We start from the raw sequence: 18,737 nt of genomic DNA, 5'->3' as shown, positions 1-18,737 counted from the left end.
ACCGGGAGGGCGACGTGGTCATGCTCGACAACATGCTGACTGCCCACGCCCGCGAGCCCTTCACTCCGCCCCGGGCACGCGCACCGGGCCCTCGCCGCACCGATTTCGCTACAAGTTCCGAAATTATTCGGGGCGAGGACCGCCACGTGGCCGAAACACGCGGTTCATAGCGTCGGGACACATCACGCCACCGCCCTCCGTATTCGTGAGGCATCCCGCGTCACAGGAGTCCCCGTGCCCAACCTCTCCCGCCGCACCGCCCTGCGGCTGACCGCCGGAATGGCCCTCGGCGCCGCGCTTCCCCTGGCCGGCTGCGGGCGCGAAGGCGACGCGGCCGCAGCCTCCGGCGCCAAGAAGAGCGCCGAGAAGATCGACACGTCACCGGCCACCGGCACCGTGAACGTCTGGGCGGCCCAGGGCGACGCCGACGTGCTCGGCACGGTCGTCAAGCCGTTCAAGGCCGCCAACCCCGACCTGGTCGTCAAGACCACGCTGATCCCGAACGCCGAGTACTACACCAAGCTCCAGGCGGCGATCGCGGCGGGCAAGGGACCGGACGTGGCCCAGTTCTTCCCCGAGTCGCAGGCGCAGTTCCTCGACCCGTCGACCCTGCGACCGGTGCCGGACGGACTGGTCGCTCCGGGCAGCTTCTTCAAGAGCCTGTGGGACGCCGGAGTCGTGGACGAGGTGGCCTACACCGTGCCCTGGTACGCCTACACATACGCGCTCGTCTACCGATCGGATCTGGCCAAGAAGGCGGGCGTCGAGGCACCGACCGTCTGGGCCGACATGGAGCCGTTCCTCAAGGCACTCCAGAGCGCCGGCGCGACTCACGGGCTCGGGGCCGACATCGGCTGGGACATCTTCAACGGCCAGGACGCCGCCATGTACGCCTGGCAGGCCGGAGGCTCCCTCGTCGGCTCCGACGGCAAGTGGAACCTGAACACGCCCCAGATGGTCGACGCCCTCAAGTACAACGCGGCCTTCTTCACCGCCGGGACCGCCGACACCGGCGGGCCGACCTTCCTGGACGCACAGCCGTACTTCGTCTCCGGCAGGACGGCGAGCATGATCACCGGCCCCTGGGTGATCGGTCAGCTGGACACCGCCGCCAAGAAGAGCGGCTGGACGGCCTCGCACGTCGCCACGGCCCCGCTGCCCGCCGGAGCGTCGAGCAGCGTCTCCTTCTCCGCGGGCGGCACCTGGGGCGTCCTCGCCGACAGCGGCAACACGGACGCCGCCTGGAAGCTCGTACGGTATCTGGCGAAGCCGAGCACCCAGGTCGCGCAGTACAAGGCGTACAGCTCGATGCCGGCCGTCATCTCCGCCTGGGACGACCCGGCGATCAAGAGTCAGCCACTGCTGGACGCCTTCTTCACCCAACTGAAGACCACCCGGGCGTTCCCGCAGATCAGCACCTGGCAGCAGGTCGCGACCCGGCTGGGCAAGGAGATGGAGGCCGTCGCCAAGGGCAAGCAGACCGCGGCCGAGGCGGCCGCGAACATCCAGGCCTACGCCGAGAGCGTCGGCACAGGCACGAAGCGATGACCACGACTCTCGCACCGGCCGCCGAGAAGGCCACGGCCGTTCCGAGAACAGCGGCACACAAGGCGTCCCGGGCCCGCCGCACCGCTGTCGCCTGGCTGTTCCTCGCCCCGTTCGGCCTCGTCTTCCTGGTCTATACGGCCGTCCCCACGGTCGCCGCGCTCGCGCTGAGTCTCACCGACATCCGCGGCGCCGACCTGCGCACCCCGTTCGCCGTCGACTTCACCGGCGTCGACAACTACCTCCGGCTGTTCCAGGACGAAACCTTCGTACGGGACATCCTCAACACCGCCCTCTTCGTGGCCGTGGGCGTCCCCCTGACGATGGGGATCGGCTTCACGCTCGCCCTCGCGCTGAACTCCGGTATCCACCGGCTGCGCGGTGTCCTGCGCACCGTCTTCTTCGCTCCCGTCGTCACCAACGTCGTGGCGGTCGCGCTGATCTGGCAGTACGCCTTCCACCTCGACGGCACAGTCAACAAGCTGCTCGGCGCGGTCGGATTTGCCGGACCGAACTGGCTGGACGATCCCGACCTGGCCATGCCGGTCGTCATCCTGCTCGGCGTCTGGCGCAACTTCGGCATCGCGATGGTGCTGTTCCTCGCCGGCCTCCAGGCCGTGCCCCGGGACGTGTACGAGGCCGCCGCACTTGACGGAGCCGGCCGATGGCAGCAACTCCGGCACATCACACTGCCGTTGCTGCTGCCCACCACGCTCATGGTCTCCGTCCTGCTGACCGTCTTCTACCTCCAGGTCTTCGACGAGCCCTACCTCCTCACCGGCGGCGGCCCGCTCGGCTCCACCGAGTCGGTCGCGCTCTACACCTACCGCCAGTTCGGGGCGGGCGAGTTCGGGATGTCCTCGGCGGCGTCCTTCGTGATGCTCGCCCTGGTGACCGTGGTGAGCGTCGTCCAGTTCCGGTTGCTGAGGTCGCGCACATGAGCCGTGTCTCCCGCCCCGCGCTGTACGCGGCCCTCGTGCTGTGCGCCCTGCTCACGACCCTGCCCTTCGTATGGGGCGTGAGCGGCTCGCTCCGCAGCCTCGACGAGATCCGGTCCGATCCCGGCGCCCTGCTCCCGCACCACCTCACCTTCGGCAACTTCACGCGGCTGTTCGAGACCCAGGGCTTCGGCCGGTTCCTTCTCAACAGTGTGGTCGTCGCGCTGATCGTGGTGAGCGGGAACATCGTCGCGGCGTCGGCCGCCGGTTACGCGCTCGCCAAGCTCGACTTCGCCGGCCGGCGGCTCGCGTTCGGCGCGGTCATGGCGGCCATGATGGTGCCGTTCACCGCGGTGTTCGTCACCCAGTTCGTGATCACCGTCGACCTCGGCATCGCCGACACCCTCGCCGGTATCGCCCTGCCCGGCGCGGCACTTCCGCTGTCGGTCTTCATCATGCGCCAGTACGCCCAGTCGGTCCCCGACGAACTCCTCGAAGCGGCCCGCATCGACGGCGCGGGCGAGTTCCGGATCTTCGTAAGGATCTTCCTGCCGCTGGCCGGCCCCGCCGTCGCCACGATCACGATCATGGCGTTCCTGAACTCCTGGAACAACTTCATCTGGCCGCTGGTCGTCGCCCAGAGCATGTCCACCTACACCCTCCCGGTCGGCCTCGCCGCCACCAGCCAGGCCGCCGCCCACGTCACCGACTACGGCCTGCTGCTCGCCGGGGCGATCGTCGTGATGCTGCCGGTCCTCGTCCTCTTCCTCTTCCTGCAGCGGTACTTCGTGCAGGGCATCGCGGGGACGGGGCTGCGATGAGCTCGACGGTCACGGTCCAGGCCCCGGCCGGCACGGTCGTCGGACGCCGACAGCAGGGAGTACGGCGTTTCCTGGGCATTCCCTACGCCGAGGCGCCGACCGGCCCACGAAGGTTCGCCGCGCCGGTCCCGCGCGGGCCGTTCGCGCAGCCGTACGACGCCACCCTCCCCGGTGCCACCGCGCAACGCGTGCCGCTGTCGGCGGTGACCACCATCCCGGAACCGTCGGTGCCGGGCGACGACATACTGAACGTCTCCGTGACCGCCCCCGACGCGGTGGGCTGCCCGGTGCTCGTGTGGATCCACGGCGGCGGCTTTCTCGCGGGCAGTCCTGCGAGCCCCTGGTACGACGGCCGCGCCTTCGCCCGCGACGGCGTCGTCACCGTCGCCGTCGGCCACCGGCTCGGCGTCGACGGATTCGCCGTACTGGACGACGTCCCCACCAACCTCGGGCTGCGGGACCTGCTGCTCGCGCTCGACTGGGTGCGGCGGAACATCGCCGCGTTCGGCGGGGACCCGGACCGGATCACCGTCGCGGGCCAGTCGGCCGGGGGAGCGATGGTGCTCGGGCTGCTGTCGTCGCCCGCCGGGCGGGGGCGGTTCCAGCGGGCGGTCAGTCTGTCCGGTGGCCTGTTCGAGGTGGAAGCGGCCCGGGTCCGTGACTTCCTCGCACGGCTCGGCGAGCGCTTGGGTGTGCCGCCCACCCGGGCCGGACTCGCCGCGTGCGCACCGGAGTTGCTCCAGCGGGGCGTGCTCGACCTGCGCAGCGACGACGACGTACTCGTGCTCGGGCCGGTCGTCGGCGACGACATCCTGCCGGTGCCGCCCGCCGAGGGACTGGCCGTGCACGGACAGGACGTGCCGCTGCTGCTCGGCGCCACGGGAGACGAGTTCGACGGCCACGGCGACCGCAGGGCGCGCGCGGCCGGCACCCGGATCACGGACACCCTGTTCCGCTCCGCCTGCCCCCGCACCGCGGCCGCCCGCCGCGAGGCATCCGCCGGCACCTGGCTCTACTCGTTCGAATGGCCGTCCCCGGCCCTCGGGGGCGCCGTCCACTGCGTCGACCTCCCCTTCTTCTTCGACGTGCTCGACGCACCGGGAGTGCCCGAGGCGCTCGGCCCGAACCCACCCGCGGAGCTGGCCGCCCGGATGCACGCCGACCTCGTCGACTTCGTCGGCGGCGGGACACCGGCCTGGGGGAGAGCGGTCGGCCGACTCGGCGACCCGGCCCGTACCTACGGCCGACCGCTCGCAGCCGACACCCGGGGCGAGTACGACCCGGTGACGGGAGGGGACGCGTGCTGACGGCCGGCATGAACCAGAGCGCCGTACGGCGGGTCAACACCTCGGTGATCCTGCGGGCGTTGGCGGTGTCGGCCGGGCCGCGCAAGCTCACCGAACTGGCCGGGCAGACCGGCCTGTCCCGTCGCACGATCGAGCTGGTCCTGGACTCGCTCGTCGAGGCGGGCTGGGTCACCGAACTCGACCGGGTGCCCAACAGCGGCTGCGCCGGACGCCCGGCCCGTCGTTACGAACTGCGTGCCGAACACGCCCTGTTGGCGGCCCTGCGCATCACCACCGTCGACGTCTCCGCCGTCGTCGCCGACGTGCGCGGCCACATCCTCGGCCGGGCACACCGGCCGCTGCGCGCCTACAAGGACCCGCGCACCACCCTCGATGACGCCGCCGAACTGGTCCTCCAGGCCCTCGACGACGCAGGCGGCTCGCTGGAGCGGCTGCGTGCCGGGGCCGTCGCGGCCGGCGGTGCCATCGACGACGAAGGAGTCGTACGGCGCCTGGTGCACACCACACGCTGGGAGGGCGTGCACCTGCCCGAGGAGCTCGGCCGCCGCCTCCCGGTGCCCTGGTTCGCCGACAACGACACCAACCTCGGTGCGCTGGCCGAGCGTTGGCGGGGCGTGGCCGCCGATCACGACAACGTCGTCTGGGCGATGCTCGGGAACCGGACGGGCCTCGGCATCCTCATCCGGGGGGCCGTGCACCGCGGACTCGACGGCGCCGCGGGCGAGATCGTCGAGGCGCGCTCGCTGCCGGCCGGGTCGATCGAGGACCGGCCCGTCGCCGCACTCACCTCACCGCTGCCCGCCCGCCGCGCCCTCGCCCTCGCCCGGTTCGAGGCGGCCCGGGCCGGTGACCCGGCCGCGCTCGCCGAGGTCGACGAGCTCGTGGAGAACATCGCGTCGATCCTCACCACCCTGTCCTGGACGGTAGCCCCCTCGCTGATCGTCCTCGGCGGCGGTCTGGAGGACGCGGCCGACGTCCTGCTGCCCCGCTTGCGGGCCGCGCTGCGGGCCGCCCGCACCCCCGCGGTCGAACTGCGCGCCACCGCGCTCGGCCACGACGCCCCGCTCGTCGGTGCGGTGAAACTCGCCCTGGACCGCATGGACACCGAACTGTTCGGCCCGCTCGTCCCGGTCGACTGACCCCCACAACACCCGTACTCGGAGCCCCAGTTGACCCACACTCCCCGCACCCGTGTCCTCATCGTGGGCAGCGGCATCATGGGAGCCCTCGTGGCCCGCCTCCTGCGCGAGAGCGATCCGACGCTGCACATCACCATGGCCGACGGCGGCACCCCGATCGGCGGCACACCAGGACGGCATCTGCACGACCTCGACGACCCCGACCTGTGGTCCCGCTACAACGAGAAGACCGCCACCGGCATCCAGGGCATGTACACGGGTGCGGAGGTGGTCCGCGACATCGCGGCCGAGCTCACCGACCTCACCCCCGGCATGTTCCACGCGCTCGCCTTCGGCCAGGACGCCGAAGCGATGCCGCGGGCCGCGCTCGCCTGGAACGCGGGCGGAATGGGCGTCCACTGGACCGCCGCGACCCCGTGGCCGGCCCCGGAGGAAGTCTTCGACTTCGGTGACCCCGACAGCTGGGCGGCCGACCTCGCCACCGCACGCGGGCTCCTCGCCGTCACACCCGCCGCGATCGGCCCGACCAAGGTCGGCGAACTCGTCCTCGACGTGCTGCGCCGCCGCTACGGCGGCATCGGCCCGGCCGACCGGGGTCCGCAGCCCATGCCCATGGCCGTCACCGCCACTGACTCGGGCCCCATGCCCCGCACGGCACCCGGGACGATCTTCTCCGCGCTCGCGGCGGGCGGCGACCCTGCCTTCACCCTGCTCACCGGCACGCTCGTGACCGCCCTCGTCCGGGACGCCGACCGGGTCACCGGAGCCCGCCTGCGCAGCGTCGCCGACGGCAGGGAGTCCGAACTGCGCGCCGACGCCGTGGTGGTGTGCGCCGACGCCCTGCGCACCCCGCAGCTCCTGTTCGCCTCCGGCATCCGGCCCGAGTCCCTGGGCCGTCATCTCAACGAACACGCCTTCGTCACCGCCCGCGTCCTGCTCGACCTCGACCGGTTCGGCCTCGACCTCGACGCCCTGCCCCTGCCACGTCCCGGCGAGTTCAGCACGGACTCGCTGTGGCTGCCGTGCAACGGGCCCGCCCAGCCCTTCCACGGCCAGATCATGAACCGCACCTACGTCGACGAGGACGGACGGCCGCTCGCGCACTCCGTCGGTCTGTCGCTGTACGTCCCCGTCGAGTCGCGCCCGGAGAACCGACTGGTGTTCTCGGCGCGTGAGACCGACCTGGCCGGCCTGCCCCGCATCCGCGTCGAGTTCGAGTACTCCGAGGCCGACCGCGCTCTGATCCGGCGGGCGCTGGACGAGGTCCGCCGCGTGGCCGAGGAATTCGGGGCCTTCGACCCCGCGACCGAGGCCACGGTGCTGCCGCCGGGTTCGTCCCTGCATCTCACCGGCACCGTCCGGGCAGGCGTCACCGACGACGGCACCAGCGTGGTCGACCCGGACGGCAGGGTGTGGGGCTTCGACAACCTGTATCTGGCGGGCAACGGAGTCGTACCCACGGCGATGGCCGCCAACGTCACCCTGACCGGCGCCGTCACCGCGGTACGGGCCGCCCGTGCCGTCACCGCACGCATCTGAACCACCGAGAGGAACAGCACAGTGATCGACATCGCCAAGGAATACCGCGTGGCCCTGCCCGCCTGGATCGACGACGAACTCGCCGACACGCCCGCCGCCGCCCCCTCGCGCGAGGACCGGATGCGTCTCGTGCACCGCCTTGCCGACCGCAACTGGCGTGAGGGCAACGGCGGTCCGTTCGCGGCCCTCGTCGCCGAGCGGGAGTCGGGCAGGATCGTCTCCGTCGGTGTCAACGTCGTCCTGTCCACCGGAGTCTCCAGCGCGCACGCCGAGGTCGTCGCGCTCGGCCTCGCCCAGACGGCGACCGGCAGCTGGGACCTAGGCGGCGAGGGCCTGCCCGCGCACGAACTGGTCGTCAACTGGCGTCCCTGCGTGCAGTGTTACGGCGCCACGATGTGGTCCGGGGTACGCGGCCTGGTGGTCGCCGGGGAAGGCCCGGAACTGGAGGAGATCACCACGTTCGACGAGGGCCCGCTCGGCCCCGACTGGGCCGAGCAGTTCGAGACCCGCGGCATCGAGGTCGTGCAGGACGTCCTGCGGGACGAGGCGCTCGCGGTGTTCCGCGACTACCGCGAGGCAGTGGACGAGTCGGACCAGGTCGTCGTCTACAACGCGCGCGGGGGAGCGGAATGAGTCCTCGTTTCGCGACGGACGTCATCACCTTCTACCACCCCGGATTCTGGAAGCTGGACTCCGCCGACGCGGTCCGCGCCTGGGCGGCGGATCATCCGGACCGCTTCTGGCAGCGGGTGCTGGACACGCTCGCCGAGACCGAGATCACCGGCGTCGAGCTGACGTTCGCGCCCGGGGACGTGAACTCGGCCCTGCGCGCCTTCGGCAGCGCGGAGGTCTTCCGCCGCGAACTGTCCGCGCGGGGTCTGACCGTGGTCAGCGCCTTCGTCGCCGACAGCGACGCCCCCGACTGGCGGCACGGCGACCACCTCCCCGCGATCGTCGCCGACGCCGAGCGCCGTGCCGCGTTCCTCGCCGAGGTGGGCGCCGAAATCCTCGTCACCGGGCTGCCGATGAGGACGACGTACGGCACACGGCCGCCCTTCTTCGTGGACTCCGCCTACATGACGCGCATGGCCGACATCGCGCACGCGGTGGGCGAGGCGGTGTCCCGGTACGGGGTGAGACTGGCCTTCCACACCGAGTCCCACAGCACCCTCTGGTACGAGCGGGACATCGACCTGTTCATGGCCCTGACCGACCCGCGCTACGTCTGGCTGTGCCCCGACTCCTGCCACATCGCCCTGGGCGGCGGCGACCCGGTCGCGGTGGCCCGCCGCCACACCCCGCGCATCGCCCTGGCCCACTGGAAGGACGCGGTGGCCCCGATTGACGTCCACCTCACGATCGACGACACGGTGTACGCACGACAGCAGCCGTACATGACGGATTTGGGCACGGGCATCGTCGACTGGCCGGGCTGGGCGGACGCGATGTCCCGCACGCCGGGCGCGGACACGGTCCTGATCGAACTCGACGAGGCGCCCGATCCGGTGGCCGCGCTGAGGTCGGGGACGGCGGTGGCGAAGCGGGCACTGGCGGCGCAGGTCCGGGTGCGCGGTCTCCGGGAGTCGCGGGCAGACCAGTGACGAGCCGAGGCGGAGGACGGCCACACCTCCCGTACCCACGACTTTCACATCAGCGCCACCGGACCCTTCCCTGACGTTTGTTGCTCTTGGAACACTCGCTGCGCGCACCTTCCGTCACCTTCGGGCCATCGATGCGCAGGATTGAGAGGTTCCCTCACTCATGTCCGACGTCAACCGGCGCAGATTCCTCCAACTGGCGGGCGCCACCACCGCCTTCACCGCCCTATCGAACAGCATCCAGCGCGCCGCCGCGCTCCCGGCCCACCACCGCACGGGGACGATCGAGGACGTCGAGCACGTCGTCGTCCTGATGCAGGAGAACCGGTCCTTCGACCACTACTTCGGCTCGCTCAGGGGCGTTCGCGGCTTCGGCGACCCGCGCCCGGTGACCCTGGAGAACGGCAAGTCGGTCTGGCACCAGACGGACCGGAACGGCAAGGACATCCTGCCCTTCCGGCCCGAGGCGAACGACCTGGGCATGCAGTTCGTCCAGGACCTCCCGCACGGCTGGAACGACGGACACGCCGCCTTCAACGGGGGCAAGTACGACAAATGGGTCCCTAACAAGGGGTCCACGACGATGGCGTACCTGAACCGCGAGGACATCCCGTTCCACTACGCCCTCGCCGACTCCTTCACCATCTGCGACGCCTACCACTGCTCGTTCATCGGCTCGACCGACCCGAACCGCTACTACATGTGGACCGGTTACACGGGCAACGACGGCCAGGGCGGCGGCCCGGTCCTCGGCAACGACGAGGTCGGCTACGGCTGGACCACCTACCCCGAGCGCCTGGAGAAGGCCGGCGTCTCCTGGAAGATCTACCAGGACGTCGGCGACGGCCTCGACGCCAACGGCTCCTGGGGCTGGATCCCGGACGCCTACCGGGGCAACTACGGCGACAACTCGCTGCTCTACTTCAACCAGTACCGCAACGCCAAGCCCGGCGACCCGCTGTACGACAAGGCCCGCACCGGCACCGACTACACCAAGGGCGAGGGCTACTTCGACCAGCTCAAGGCCGACGTCAAGGCCGGGAAGCTGCCCCAGGTCTCCTGGATCGTCACCCCCGAGGCCTTCACCGAGCACCCCAACTGGCCCGCGAACTACGGTGCCTGGTACATCGCCCAGGTCCTGGACGCGCTCACCTCCGACCCCAAGGTGTGGGCGAAGACGGCCCTGTTCATCACCTACGACGAGAACGACGGCTTCTTCGACCACGTGGTCCCCGCCTTCCCGCCCGGCTCCGCGGCCCAGGGCAAGTCGACGGCCGATCCCGCGCTCGACGTCTACAAGGGCGACAGCAGCCACCCGGCCGGCCCCTACGGCCTCGGTCAGCGGGTGCCCATGCTCGTCGTCTCGCCCTGGAGCAAGGGCGGTTACGTCTGCTCCGAGACGCTCGACCACACCTCGATCATTCGCTTCCTGGAGCGGCGCTTCGGCGTCCACGAGCCCAACATCTCGCCCTGGCGGCGCGCGGTCTGCGGTGATCTGACCGCGGCCTTCGACTTCTCCCGCAGGGACACCAAGCCGGTCGTCCTTCCGGACACCGACGGCTACGAGCCGCCGGACCGCGAGCGCCACCCCGACTACGTGCCCGTCCCGCCCGCCGTCGGCGCCCTGCCCAAGCAGGAGCGCGGTCTGCGCCCGGCCCGCCCGCTCAAGTACGCCCCGCGCGTGGACGGTTCGGTGGATGCGAAGAACGGCAGGTTCACGCTCACCTTCGCCTCCGGGGCCAAGGCCGGCGGCGCCTTCCTGGTGACCTCCGGGAACCGCACGGACGGGCCCTGGAGTTACACCACCGAGGCCGGCAAGAGCGTCTCGGACACCTGGAACTCGGCGTATTCGAAGGGGTCGTACGACCTGACCGTGCACGGACCGGCGGGCTTCCTGCGCGTCTTCAAGGGGTCGAACAAGGGCGCCGGTCTCGAGGTCACCGCCCGCCACGAAGGTGACGACGTCGAGCTGACCTTCACCAACAAGGGCTCCACGACGGCCCGTCCGAAGGTCGCGAGCGGCTACGGCGACCCCGCGAGGACCTTCACGGTGCGGGCCGGTGCCACCGTCCGGCACACCTTCCGCCTCGCCAAGAGCCGTCGCTGGTACGACCTCACGGTCACGTCCGACGTCGACGCGGCGTTCCTCAGGCGATTCGCCGGACATGTCGAGAACGGGCGTCCCGGGGTGAGCGACCCCGCCGTAATCACCAGGTAAAGCCGCCCGGAGAGCCGTCGTCCACCTGGCCGGAACGCAGTGGTCCCGGGGTAGTGTGCCCCGGTGACCACGCATTCGAACACACCTGCAGGCTGGTACCCCGATCCGCACGGAGCGTCCCAGACGCTGCGTTACTGGGACGGGGCGCAGTGGACCCAGCACACCCACCAGGACCAGCAGGGGGCGGGGCAGGCACAGGCCGTGCAGGCCCCGCCGGTCCAGCAGGCGCCGCAGATGCCTCAGCAGTCGGCCGGTCCCGACCCGCGCGTGCAGCGTCAGGTGCAGCAGCAGGCCGGGGTCACCGGGGGCGGTGCGGGCGGCGGCACGCTGTTCTCCGAGCCGGTGCTCGTGGTCAACCAGAAGGCCAAGCTGATCGAGCTGACCAACGAGTACAAGGTCATGGACCAGAACGGCAACCAGCTCGGCTCCGTCAGCCAGGTCGGGCAGAGCGCCTTCCGGAAGATCGTGCGGTTCTTCTACAGCATCGATCAGTTCATGAAGATCAAGCTGGAGATCCGCGACGCCCACGGGCAGCCGGTCATGCTGCTGACCCGGCCCGGGAAGATATTCAAGTCGCGGGTGATCGTGGAGCGTCCGGACGGTTCGCCGGTCGGTGAGATCGTCCAGCAGAACATGATCGGGAAGATCAACTTCGCGCTCATGGTGAACGGGCAGCAGGTCGGCGCGATCAAGGCGGAGAACTGGCGGGCCTGGAACTTCGCGATCGTCGACCACACCGAGAACGAGGTCGCCCGGATCACGAAGACGTGGGAGGGGCTCGCCAAGACGATGTTCACGACCGCGGACAACTACGTGCTGCAGATCCACTACCAGCTGCCCGAGCCGCTGTTGAGCCTGGTCGTCGCCACCGCGCTGACGGTCGACACGGCGCTGAAGCAGGACGCCCGCGGGTTCGGCTGAGCTTGCCTGCCGCTGACCGCCCTACAGCGGTGTGAGGTGTCCCGGCTCCGGCTGCCGGGGCACCGTCATGTCCCGCAGGGCCGGTTCCACGGACGCGGTCGACGGCTCCAGTGCCAGTACCGCCGCCACCGGGTGCTCGTCGTCCACCGGCACCGGGGACGTCCGGGTCAGCAGCACCACACCCCAGGCCGCCAGGCCCGCACCCGCCAGGGCGAGCAGCACTCCCGCCGCGCCGCCCCGCAGGCCCTCGCCCAGCAGGGACAGGCCGATGACCGCGGCGGCCAGCGGGTTGGCCAGGGTCACCACCGCGAGCGGTGCGCCCAGGCCGTCACGGTAGGCGGTCTGGGAGAGCAGGAGTCCGCCCGCGGCGAAGGCCGCGACGAGCAGGGCCACGCCGATCACCTGGACGCTGAGCAGTGACTCGGAACGGTCCGTCGCGGCCACCGTCACGGTCTGGGTGAGCGCGGAGGCCACCCCCGAGGCGACTCCGGACGCCGACGCGTGCCGTATGCCGGGCCGGGCGCCGGGGCGGGCCAGCAGGCCGATCAGGGCTGCCGTCGCCGCCGCGACCGCCACCGCCTCGGACGTGCTCAGCACCTTGCCGGGCTCGGACCCCGACGCCACCACCAGGATCGCGGCGAGGCCGGCCAGCGTGTAGGCGGTGCCCCGCCACTCCGTCGCGCTGACCCGGCGCCCCGCGATCCGCGCGCCCAGCGGCACCGCGGCGACCAGGGTGAGGGCGCCGAGCGGCTGGACCACGGTCAGGGGACCGTACTTGAGGGCGACGACGTGCAGCAGCGCGGCCGCCGCGTTGAGCCCGACCGACCCCCACCAGGCGCCCGAGGTCAGCATCCGCAGCACACCGGAGCCGGGGTTGCGGGAGGCGAGGCGCTCCTGGGCGACGGCGGCGGCCGCGTAGGCGACGGAGGAGAGCAGGGAGAGCGCGAGGGCGAGCAGGGTGGCGTTCATCGGCCCGCTCCGACCAGGACGTTCTCCTTGGCTTCGACCGGGGCGAGCTTCTCCTGGGCCCGGCCTGCCGTGGTGGCCGTCCGGTGCGGCAGGTTGATGACCGCGAGGGCGATGCCGAGCAGGGCCGTCGCGACGATCGCGTCCATCCAGTAGTGGTTCGCCGTGCCGACGATCACGATCAGGGTGACCAGCGGGTGCAGCAGCCACAGCCAGCGCCACCGCGAGCGGGTTGCCACGATCAGGCCGACGGCCACCATCAGGGCCCAGCCGAAGTGCAGCGAGGGCATCGCGGCGAACTGGTTGGAGAGGGAGTCGGTCTGCGGCGGGCCGTACACCGAGGGGCCGTAGACCTTCGCGGTGTCGACCAGGCCGGCCGCCGCGAGCATCCGCGGCGGGGCCAGCGGGAAGACGAGGTGCAGCACGAGCGCGGCGCCGGTGACGGCGGCGAGGACGCGCCGGGCCCAGACGTAGTGGGCGGGGCGCTTCAGGTACAGCCAGACCAGGAAGGCGACCGTGGCCGGGAAGTGGACGGTCGCGTAGTAGGTGTTCGCGAGGTGCGCGAGGGTGTCGCCGTGCAGCAGCAGCGACTGGACCGAGCCCTCTCCCGGCAGGTGCAGGGTCCGTTCCCAGTCCCACACGTGACCGGCGTTGCGGTAGGCCTCGGTGGTGTGGCCCGTGACCAGTTGCCGGCCGAACTTGTAGACGAGGAAGAGTCCTACGACGAGCAGGAGCTCACGGACGAGCGGCGGCCGCGCTGTGGCGCTCGGCCCCGCTTCTGAAGGCTCGGTGCGGGCATTCATTCCCCCGGCCCTTTCGCTGGCTGTGGTGCTGATACCGAATCCGAACAAGGGGATGACCCGTCCGGATTCCAAAACTCATCGATACGACATCGTACCGATACGTCAGTGTACCGATACGATCGGGTACCGGTACACTGGCGTATCGATAGACATACGACACACTGGAATCCGGGAATGAAACGCGGCGGCCGCGCAGCAGCCCCGCCGTCGGAGCGAAGGAAGGGAAGAGCTGATGACGTCGCAGGCCGCGGACGGACCGGAGACGGTCGCCGCCTCGCGCCGCTCCAAGATCACGCCCGAGCGTGAGCAGGAGTTCTTCGACGCCGTGCTCGAACAGGTCCGCGAGTGCGGATATGAAGCCGTGACCATGGAGGGCGTCGCCGCCAGCACCCGCTGCAGCAAGTCCACCCTTTACCGGCAGTGGAAGACCAAACCCCAGTTCGTGGTGGCCGCCCTGCGCTCCCGCCGCAGGTCGAAGTTCGACGGGATCGACACCGGATCACTCGCCGACGACCTGCGCGAGGCCGCCCGGGCCGCGGGCCGGTGGTCGATGCAGGACACCAAGCTCCTCCAGGCGCTCGGCCACGCCGTCACGCAGGACGCGGAGCTCGCGCAGGCCCTCCGTGAGGCGCTGGTCGACCCGGAGATCGCCGCACTGAGGCGCATCCTCCAGCGTGGGGTCGACCGGGGTGAGATCGCCACCGGACACCCGGCGCTGGAGTACGTCCCGGCCCAGATGTTCGGCGTCATCCGGGCCCGGCCTGTCATCGACGGGGAGTACGCCGACCCGGACTACCTGGTCCGCTTCGTGGAGGCCGCCGTACTGCCGGCACTCGGACTGACCTGAGACCCAGGCCGCCGTCCACGGGATGACTGGACGGTGACCTGCTCGCGCCGCACCGTGGGGACGGGGGCGGCGCGCACCCCCCGGCCGGGTGGGGTTCCTCTTGAGCGAAGAGGCGCCCCACCCGGCCGACGGGTGTCCGGGGGCCGGCCGTCAGACGTCCTGGCCGCTGCCGCCGCCCGTCGACACCTTGATGCCCTTGGTGATGTCGTCGATGACGGTCTGGCCCTCCTCGACGTCGACACCGAAGCGCACCACGACGATCTGCTGCGGGTTCGCCGGGGACGGGAAGGCCAGGGACTGGACATAGCCGTCGGAGCCCTTGCTGGTGACCGCCTTCCAGCGGACCAGGTAGCCCTTCTGCCCGGCCACGGTCACCGCTTTCGAGTCGAGCACGTCGTGCGAGGTGATCGAGCCGTAGGTCTTGCCGCCGTAGGACTGCTCGGCGTTCGCCTCGATGTCGGCCTTGGCGATCTGCTCGGCCGTGCCGCCCTTGGTGCGGAGCGCCAGTGCGGGCGCCGAGTAGGCCCCGCCCTTCGTGCACTTCTGGGTGGTGTCGCCGGGGCAGGCATAGGAGTCGTTCGAGGTCACGGACGCGCCGGCCGGGATCTCCTGGCCGTACCAGCCGTCCGGGATGGGCAGGCTGATCCCGTCGATGGAGTCGGTCACCGAACCGCTCTCGATCTTCGGTGCCTCGGACCCCTGCGGGGAGGGCGACGCGCCCCCGGAACCCCCGCTGCCGCCGGAGCCGCCGGACCCCCCGTTGCCGCCGAACGGTCCGCCCCGGCCGCCCGTCCCGCCGGGGCCGCCCTGACCTCCCGGCCCCTGGGAGGTGGCCGAGTCGCCGTTTCCGTTGCCGCTGTGGGCCAGGGCGTACACGCCCACTCCTATGCTCGCCAGGACCACGACCGCCACCGCCACGGCTATGCCCGTACGGCCGCGCCGCGACCCCGCGGGCGGCTGGGCGGGATAGGGCGGATAGGCCGCCGGATACACCCCGGCGTCCCCGGGGCTCGCGACCTGTTCCGGGGGACCCCATGCGGCGGCCGATCCGGTGGGCCGGGTCCGCTCCGTCCACGCCTTGCCGTCCCACCAGCGCTCGGCGGCGGGACCGTCACTTGTCTGCCCGGGATCGGGGTACCACCCGGGGGGAGTCTCCTGCGTCATGCCCCCACCGTATGAGCCCTCGGTGAAAGTGGGATGAGAGGGGCTCGGCCGATTCCGGTCGAGCCCGGCGTCCGGTGCTCCACGGCTGACTGTTGGTCAGGTTTGTCCGCGGGGGTCACGGGCAGGGCGCGTCGCCTGCCCGTACCGCAGGTCACCCGTCAAGGCAACAGGTACCCCGACCGCCCTCCGCTTCCGCAGCCGGACGGCTACGCTCGAGATCTGTACGTCGTCCGGGCGACTTGGGGAGGTAGCGGGATGACGGAGGTACGGCCCATTGCGGCCGCCCCGGCCTCGCTGTGGGAACGTGACGAGGAACTCGCCGCCGTCGAGCGGGTGATCGACTCCCTGTGTGCGGACCGCACGTCCTCGGGCAGTGTGCTGGTCATCCGCGGCGAGGCGGGCTTCGGCAAGACCGCCCTGCTGGCCGAGACCCGGCGCATCGCCGAGGCACGCGGCTGCACGGTCTGGTCGGCCGGCGGCGGCGAGACCCTCAGGTCCGTCCCCTTCAACGTCGTACGACAACTGCTCCAGCCCGCGCTCCTGTCGCTGATGCCCGCGGAGGCCCGTGAGTACCTCGGCGACTGGTACGATATCGTCGGCCCCGCCCTCGGCATCGCGGACCCGGGCGAGCGGCAGGCCGACCCGCAGGGCGTGTGCGACGGACTGGTCGCCGCGATGCGCCGGCTGGCCCGCCGGGACTGGCCGCTCGTGCTGATGGTCGACGACGCGCACTGGGCCGACCAGGAGACCCTGCGCTGGCTCGCCGCCTTCGCCGAGCGCCTGGACGACCTGTCCGTCCTGGTCGTCGTGGCCCGGCGCCCCGGCGAGGCCACCACCGAGAGCGCCCGCCTCCTGGAGACCGTGGCCTCCGCCGCGGGCCGCCCCGTCACCAGCCTGAGCGCCCTCACCCCGGAGGCCACCGCGGGGCTCACCCGCGCCACCCTGGGCGGGCACGCCGACGCCCCCTTCTGCCGCGAGGTGTGGGCCGTCACCGGCGGGAACCCGTACGAGACCGTCGAACTCCTCGCCAAGGTCCGGGACAGCGAGATGGAGCCCAGCGAGGGCTCGGCGAACGAACTGCGCGAGCTGAACCGCTCCGCCCGCGGCGGCGGACTCGTCGCCCGCCTGGAGGAACTCGGCATCGACGCCACCCGGTTCGCCTGGGCGGCCGCGATCCTCGGCACCGACATCTCCGTCGACCTGGTGGCCAGGCTCGCCACCCTGAGGCCGGACAAGGCGGCCACCTGCGCCGAACTGCTGCGCAGCGCCCGCATCCTGACCGATTCCGGGGCGGAGGACGGCGAGCTGGAGTTCGTGCACCCGCTGATCGCCACCGCCGTCTACGACTCCATCCCCGACGCCCTGCGCACCGCCATGCACGGCATCGCCGCCCAACTCGTCACCGACTCCGGGCTCGGTGCCGCAGCGGCCTCCCGGCACCTGCTCAAGGTCCACCCGGACGACGACGAGGAGCTCGTCGAGCAGCTGCGTGAGGCCGCCCGCGAACACCTCCTCGTCGGCGCCCCCGACGCCGCCCGCCGCTGCCTGGAGCGCGCCCTGGTGGAGCCCCCGGCACCCGAGGTCCACGCGCGCGTGCTCTTCGAACTCGGCTGCGCCACCCTCCTGACCGCCCCCGCCAAGACCATCGGCCACCTCCAGACCGCGCTCGCCATGCCCGGCCTTGAGGGCTCCGCCCGGGTGGACGCCGTCATCCGCCTGTCCCAGGCGCTCATGCACAACAACCAGCTGGACGAGGCGGTCCGCACCGTCGAGGCGGAGGCCGCCCGGCACGAGGAAGGCCCTGCCCGGCTCCGCCTCCAGGCCGTGCAGTACACCTGGGAGGGCCTCTACCCGGGCGAGGCCACCTCTCCGGGGCGCTCCGAGCGCCTCGCCGCCCTGGCTGCCACCTGCACCGGCCGGGACAACTCCGAGCGGGCCCTGCTCATCCTGCGCGGCTTCGACGCGATGGCCCGCGGCGAGAGCGCCGAGGAGATCGCCGAAGTGTGCGACCGCGCCCTCGTCAACGGCCTTCTCGCGCCCGGACTGGGCTGGACCGACACCGAGTGGGGCCTCGAACTGCCCCTGATGCTGGCCAGCGCGTACGCCTTCACCGACCGGCTCGACCGCGCCGAGACCCTCTACACCGACGCCCTGCGCACCTACGAGTCGGCCGGCTGGAGCGGCGGCCACCTCGCGCTCGCCCATGCCTACGTCGGCCTCGCCCACCGTCGGCGCGGGCGGCTGCGGGAGGCGGAGACCTCCCTGCGCGAGTCGCTGCGGCTCGCCGAGCGGGTGGGGCGCGGGCTGCCGCTGTACTGGTCGGCGACCTGCAACCTCGTCGACACGCTGCTCGCGCGCGGGCATGTCGAGGAGGCGTGGGCGATCGCCGAGCAGTACGGGTTCGCACCGCCGTATCCGTCCACCATCGTGCTGCCCGATCCGCGGTCCGTGCGGGGGCGGCTGCTGCTGGCCGTCGGCAGGGCGAAGGACGGCATCAACGAACTGGACGCCGCGGAGAAGGCGGCGGCGGTCCGGGGGCACCACAATCCGGTGCTGGTGCCGTGGGCCGTCGATCTGGCGCGGGCACTCGCCGTCGAAGACCCGGTGCGGGCCGCCCAGTTGGCCACCGATGTGCGTCGGCATGCCGAGCGGCTCGGTACGGACACGGCGATCGGTGAGGCGTTGCGGTGCGCTGCCGCGCTGGAGACGGGGCAGCGGGCGGTGCGGCTCGCCGCGCAGGCGGTGGCGTATCTGGAGGCCTCGCCTTGCCAGTACGAGCACGCGGCGGCCCGGGTCGAGTACGGAATCGCGGCCCGGTCCGTGGCCGAACTCAACCGGGGGATGGCGCTGGCGCGGTCCTGTGGGGCGGACGGGCTGGTGGCGCAGGCCAGGGAGGTGCTGGAGACGGGGCGGGGGCTGCGGTGACGCGGC

At 71.6% G+C, this 18,737-nt stretch carries 15 protein-coding genes; 12 read left to right on the top strand and 3 right to left on the bottom strand.

All coding sequences use genetic code 11. The annotated features are described in order from the left end of the window. The first annotated feature begins 234 nt into the window (after positions 1-234). The 10 genes from ABZT93_RS09835 to ABZT93_RS09790 all read left to right on the top strand — a co-directional run bounded on the left by ABZT93_RS09835 (position 235) and on the right by ABZT93_RS09790 (position 12,026). Positions 235-1,548: an extracellular solute-binding protein gene (locus tag ABZT93_RS09835; RefSeq protein WP_356101444.1), complete on the top strand. Its 1,314-nt coding sequence runs from the start codon at positions 235-237 to the stop codon at positions 1,546-1,548. Then, complete coding sequence (locus ABZT93_RS09830; RefSeq protein WP_356101442.1) at positions 1,545-2,486, top strand: sugar ABC transporter permease; 942 nt, start codon at positions 1,545-1,547, stop codon at positions 2,484-2,486. Before ABZT93_RS09835 ends, ABZT93_RS09830 begins: the two co-directional genes overlap by 4 nt. Beyond that, positions 2,483-3,304, top strand: a complete 822-nt coding sequence (locus ABZT93_RS09825; RefSeq protein ID WP_356101439.1) for a carbohydrate ABC transporter permease — start codon at positions 2,483-2,485, stop codon at positions 3,302-3,304. The genes ABZT93_RS09830 and ABZT93_RS09825 overlap by 4 nt, the downstream gene beginning before the upstream one ends. After that, a complete protein-coding gene (locus ABZT93_RS09820; protein WP_356101436.1) occupies positions 3,301-4,611 on the top strand; it encodes a carboxylesterase family protein in 1,311 nt (436 codons plus the stop codon). The genes ABZT93_RS09825 and ABZT93_RS09820 overlap by 4 nt, the downstream gene beginning before the upstream one ends. Then, positions 4,605-5,750, top strand: coding sequence for an ROK family protein (locus tag ABZT93_RS09815; RefSeq protein ID WP_356101433.1), 1,146 nt, complete (start codon positions 4,605-4,607; stop codon positions 5,748-5,750). Before ABZT93_RS09820 ends, ABZT93_RS09815 begins: the two co-directional genes overlap by 7 nt. A gap of 30 nt (positions 5,751-5,780) precedes the next feature. Next, positions 5,781-7,289: a GMC oxidoreductase gene (locus ABZT93_RS09810; protein ID WP_356101431.1), complete on the top strand. Its 1,509-nt coding sequence runs from the start codon at positions 5,781-5,783 to the stop codon at positions 7,287-7,289. A 21-nt stretch (positions 7,290-7,310) separates the two neighbouring features. Next, the gene (locus tag ABZT93_RS09805) at positions 7,311-7,922 is read left to right on the top strand and encodes a nucleoside deaminase (RefSeq protein WP_356101428.1); all 612 of its coding nucleotides are present in this window, start codon (positions 7,311-7,313) and stop codon (positions 7,920-7,922) included. Further along, a complete protein-coding gene (locus tag ABZT93_RS09800; RefSeq protein ID WP_356101426.1) occupies positions 7,919-8,890 on the top strand; it encodes a sugar phosphate isomerase/epimerase in 972 nt (323 codons plus the stop codon). The genes ABZT93_RS09805 and ABZT93_RS09800 overlap by 4 nt, the downstream gene beginning before the upstream one ends. Before the next feature lie 160 nt (positions 8,891-9,050). Continuing rightward, entirely contained in the window at positions 9,051-11,105 is a 2,055-nt protein-coding gene (locus ABZT93_RS09795; protein ID WP_356101423.1) for a phosphocholine-specific phospholipase C, read from the top strand. A gap of 63 nt (positions 11,106-11,168) precedes the next feature. Then, positions 11,169-12,026, top strand: coding sequence for a phospholipid scramblase-related protein (locus ABZT93_RS09790; RefSeq protein WP_356101420.1), 858 nt, complete (start codon positions 11,169-11,171; stop codon positions 12,024-12,026). 21 nt (positions 12,027-12,047) lie between these two features. On the opposite strand, the gene ABZT93_RS09785 is transcribed toward ABZT93_RS09790, so the two are convergent. Both ABZT93_RS09785 and ABZT93_RS09780 read right to left on the bottom strand, forming a co-directional pair. Continuing rightward, the gene (locus tag ABZT93_RS09785) at positions 12,048-12,995 is read right to left on the bottom strand and encodes a hypothetical protein (RefSeq protein ID WP_356101417.1); all 948 of its coding nucleotides are present in this window, start codon (positions 12,993-12,995) and stop codon (positions 12,048-12,050) included. Further along, positions 12,992-13,795 carry a phosphatase PAP2 family protein gene (locus ABZT93_RS09780; protein WP_356101414.1) on the bottom strand — a complete coding sequence of 268 codons (804 nt, stop codon included), beginning with the start codon at positions 13,793-13,795 and terminating at the stop codon, positions 12,992-12,994. Before ABZT93_RS09780 ends, ABZT93_RS09785 begins: the two co-directional genes overlap by 4 nt. A 232-nt stretch (positions 13,796-14,027) precedes the next feature. Here ABZT93_RS09780 and ABZT93_RS09775 point away from each other — a divergent pair, with 232 nt between their 5' ends. Further along, the gene (locus ABZT93_RS09775) at positions 14,028-14,642 is read left to right on the top strand and encodes a TetR/AcrR family transcriptional regulator C-terminal ligand-binding domain-containing protein (RefSeq protein ID WP_356101412.1); all 615 of its coding nucleotides are present in this window, start codon (positions 14,028-14,030) and stop codon (positions 14,640-14,642) included. A gap of 150 nt (positions 14,643-14,792) precedes the next feature. Here the strand turns inward: ABZT93_RS09775 and ABZT93_RS09770 are convergent, their stop codons facing one another. Next, on the bottom strand, positions 14,793-15,806 hold the full coding sequence (locus ABZT93_RS09770) for a DUF2510 domain-containing protein (RefSeq protein WP_356101409.1): 1,014 nt from the start codon (positions 15,804-15,806) through the stop codon (positions 14,793-14,795). Positions 15,807-16,061: 255 nt separating this feature from the next. Between ABZT93_RS09770 and ABZT93_RS09765 the strand changes: the two genes are divergently transcribed. Next, positions 16,062-18,731 carry an AAA family ATPase gene (locus ABZT93_RS09765; protein ID WP_356101406.1) on the top strand — a complete coding sequence of 890 codons (2,670 nt, stop codon included), beginning with the start codon at positions 16,062-16,064 and terminating at the stop codon, positions 18,729-18,731. Positions 18,732-18,737 lie beyond the last annotated feature (6 nt).

The sequence above is a fragment of the Streptomyces sp. NPDC005303 genome, assembly GCF_040607335.1.
Classification (GTDB): domain Bacteria; phylum Actinomycetota; class Actinomycetes; order Streptomycetales; family Streptomycetaceae; genus Streptomyces.
Note: the sequence above shows the minus strand (reverse complement) of the source record. Positions and strands in the feature narration are given on the sequence as shown.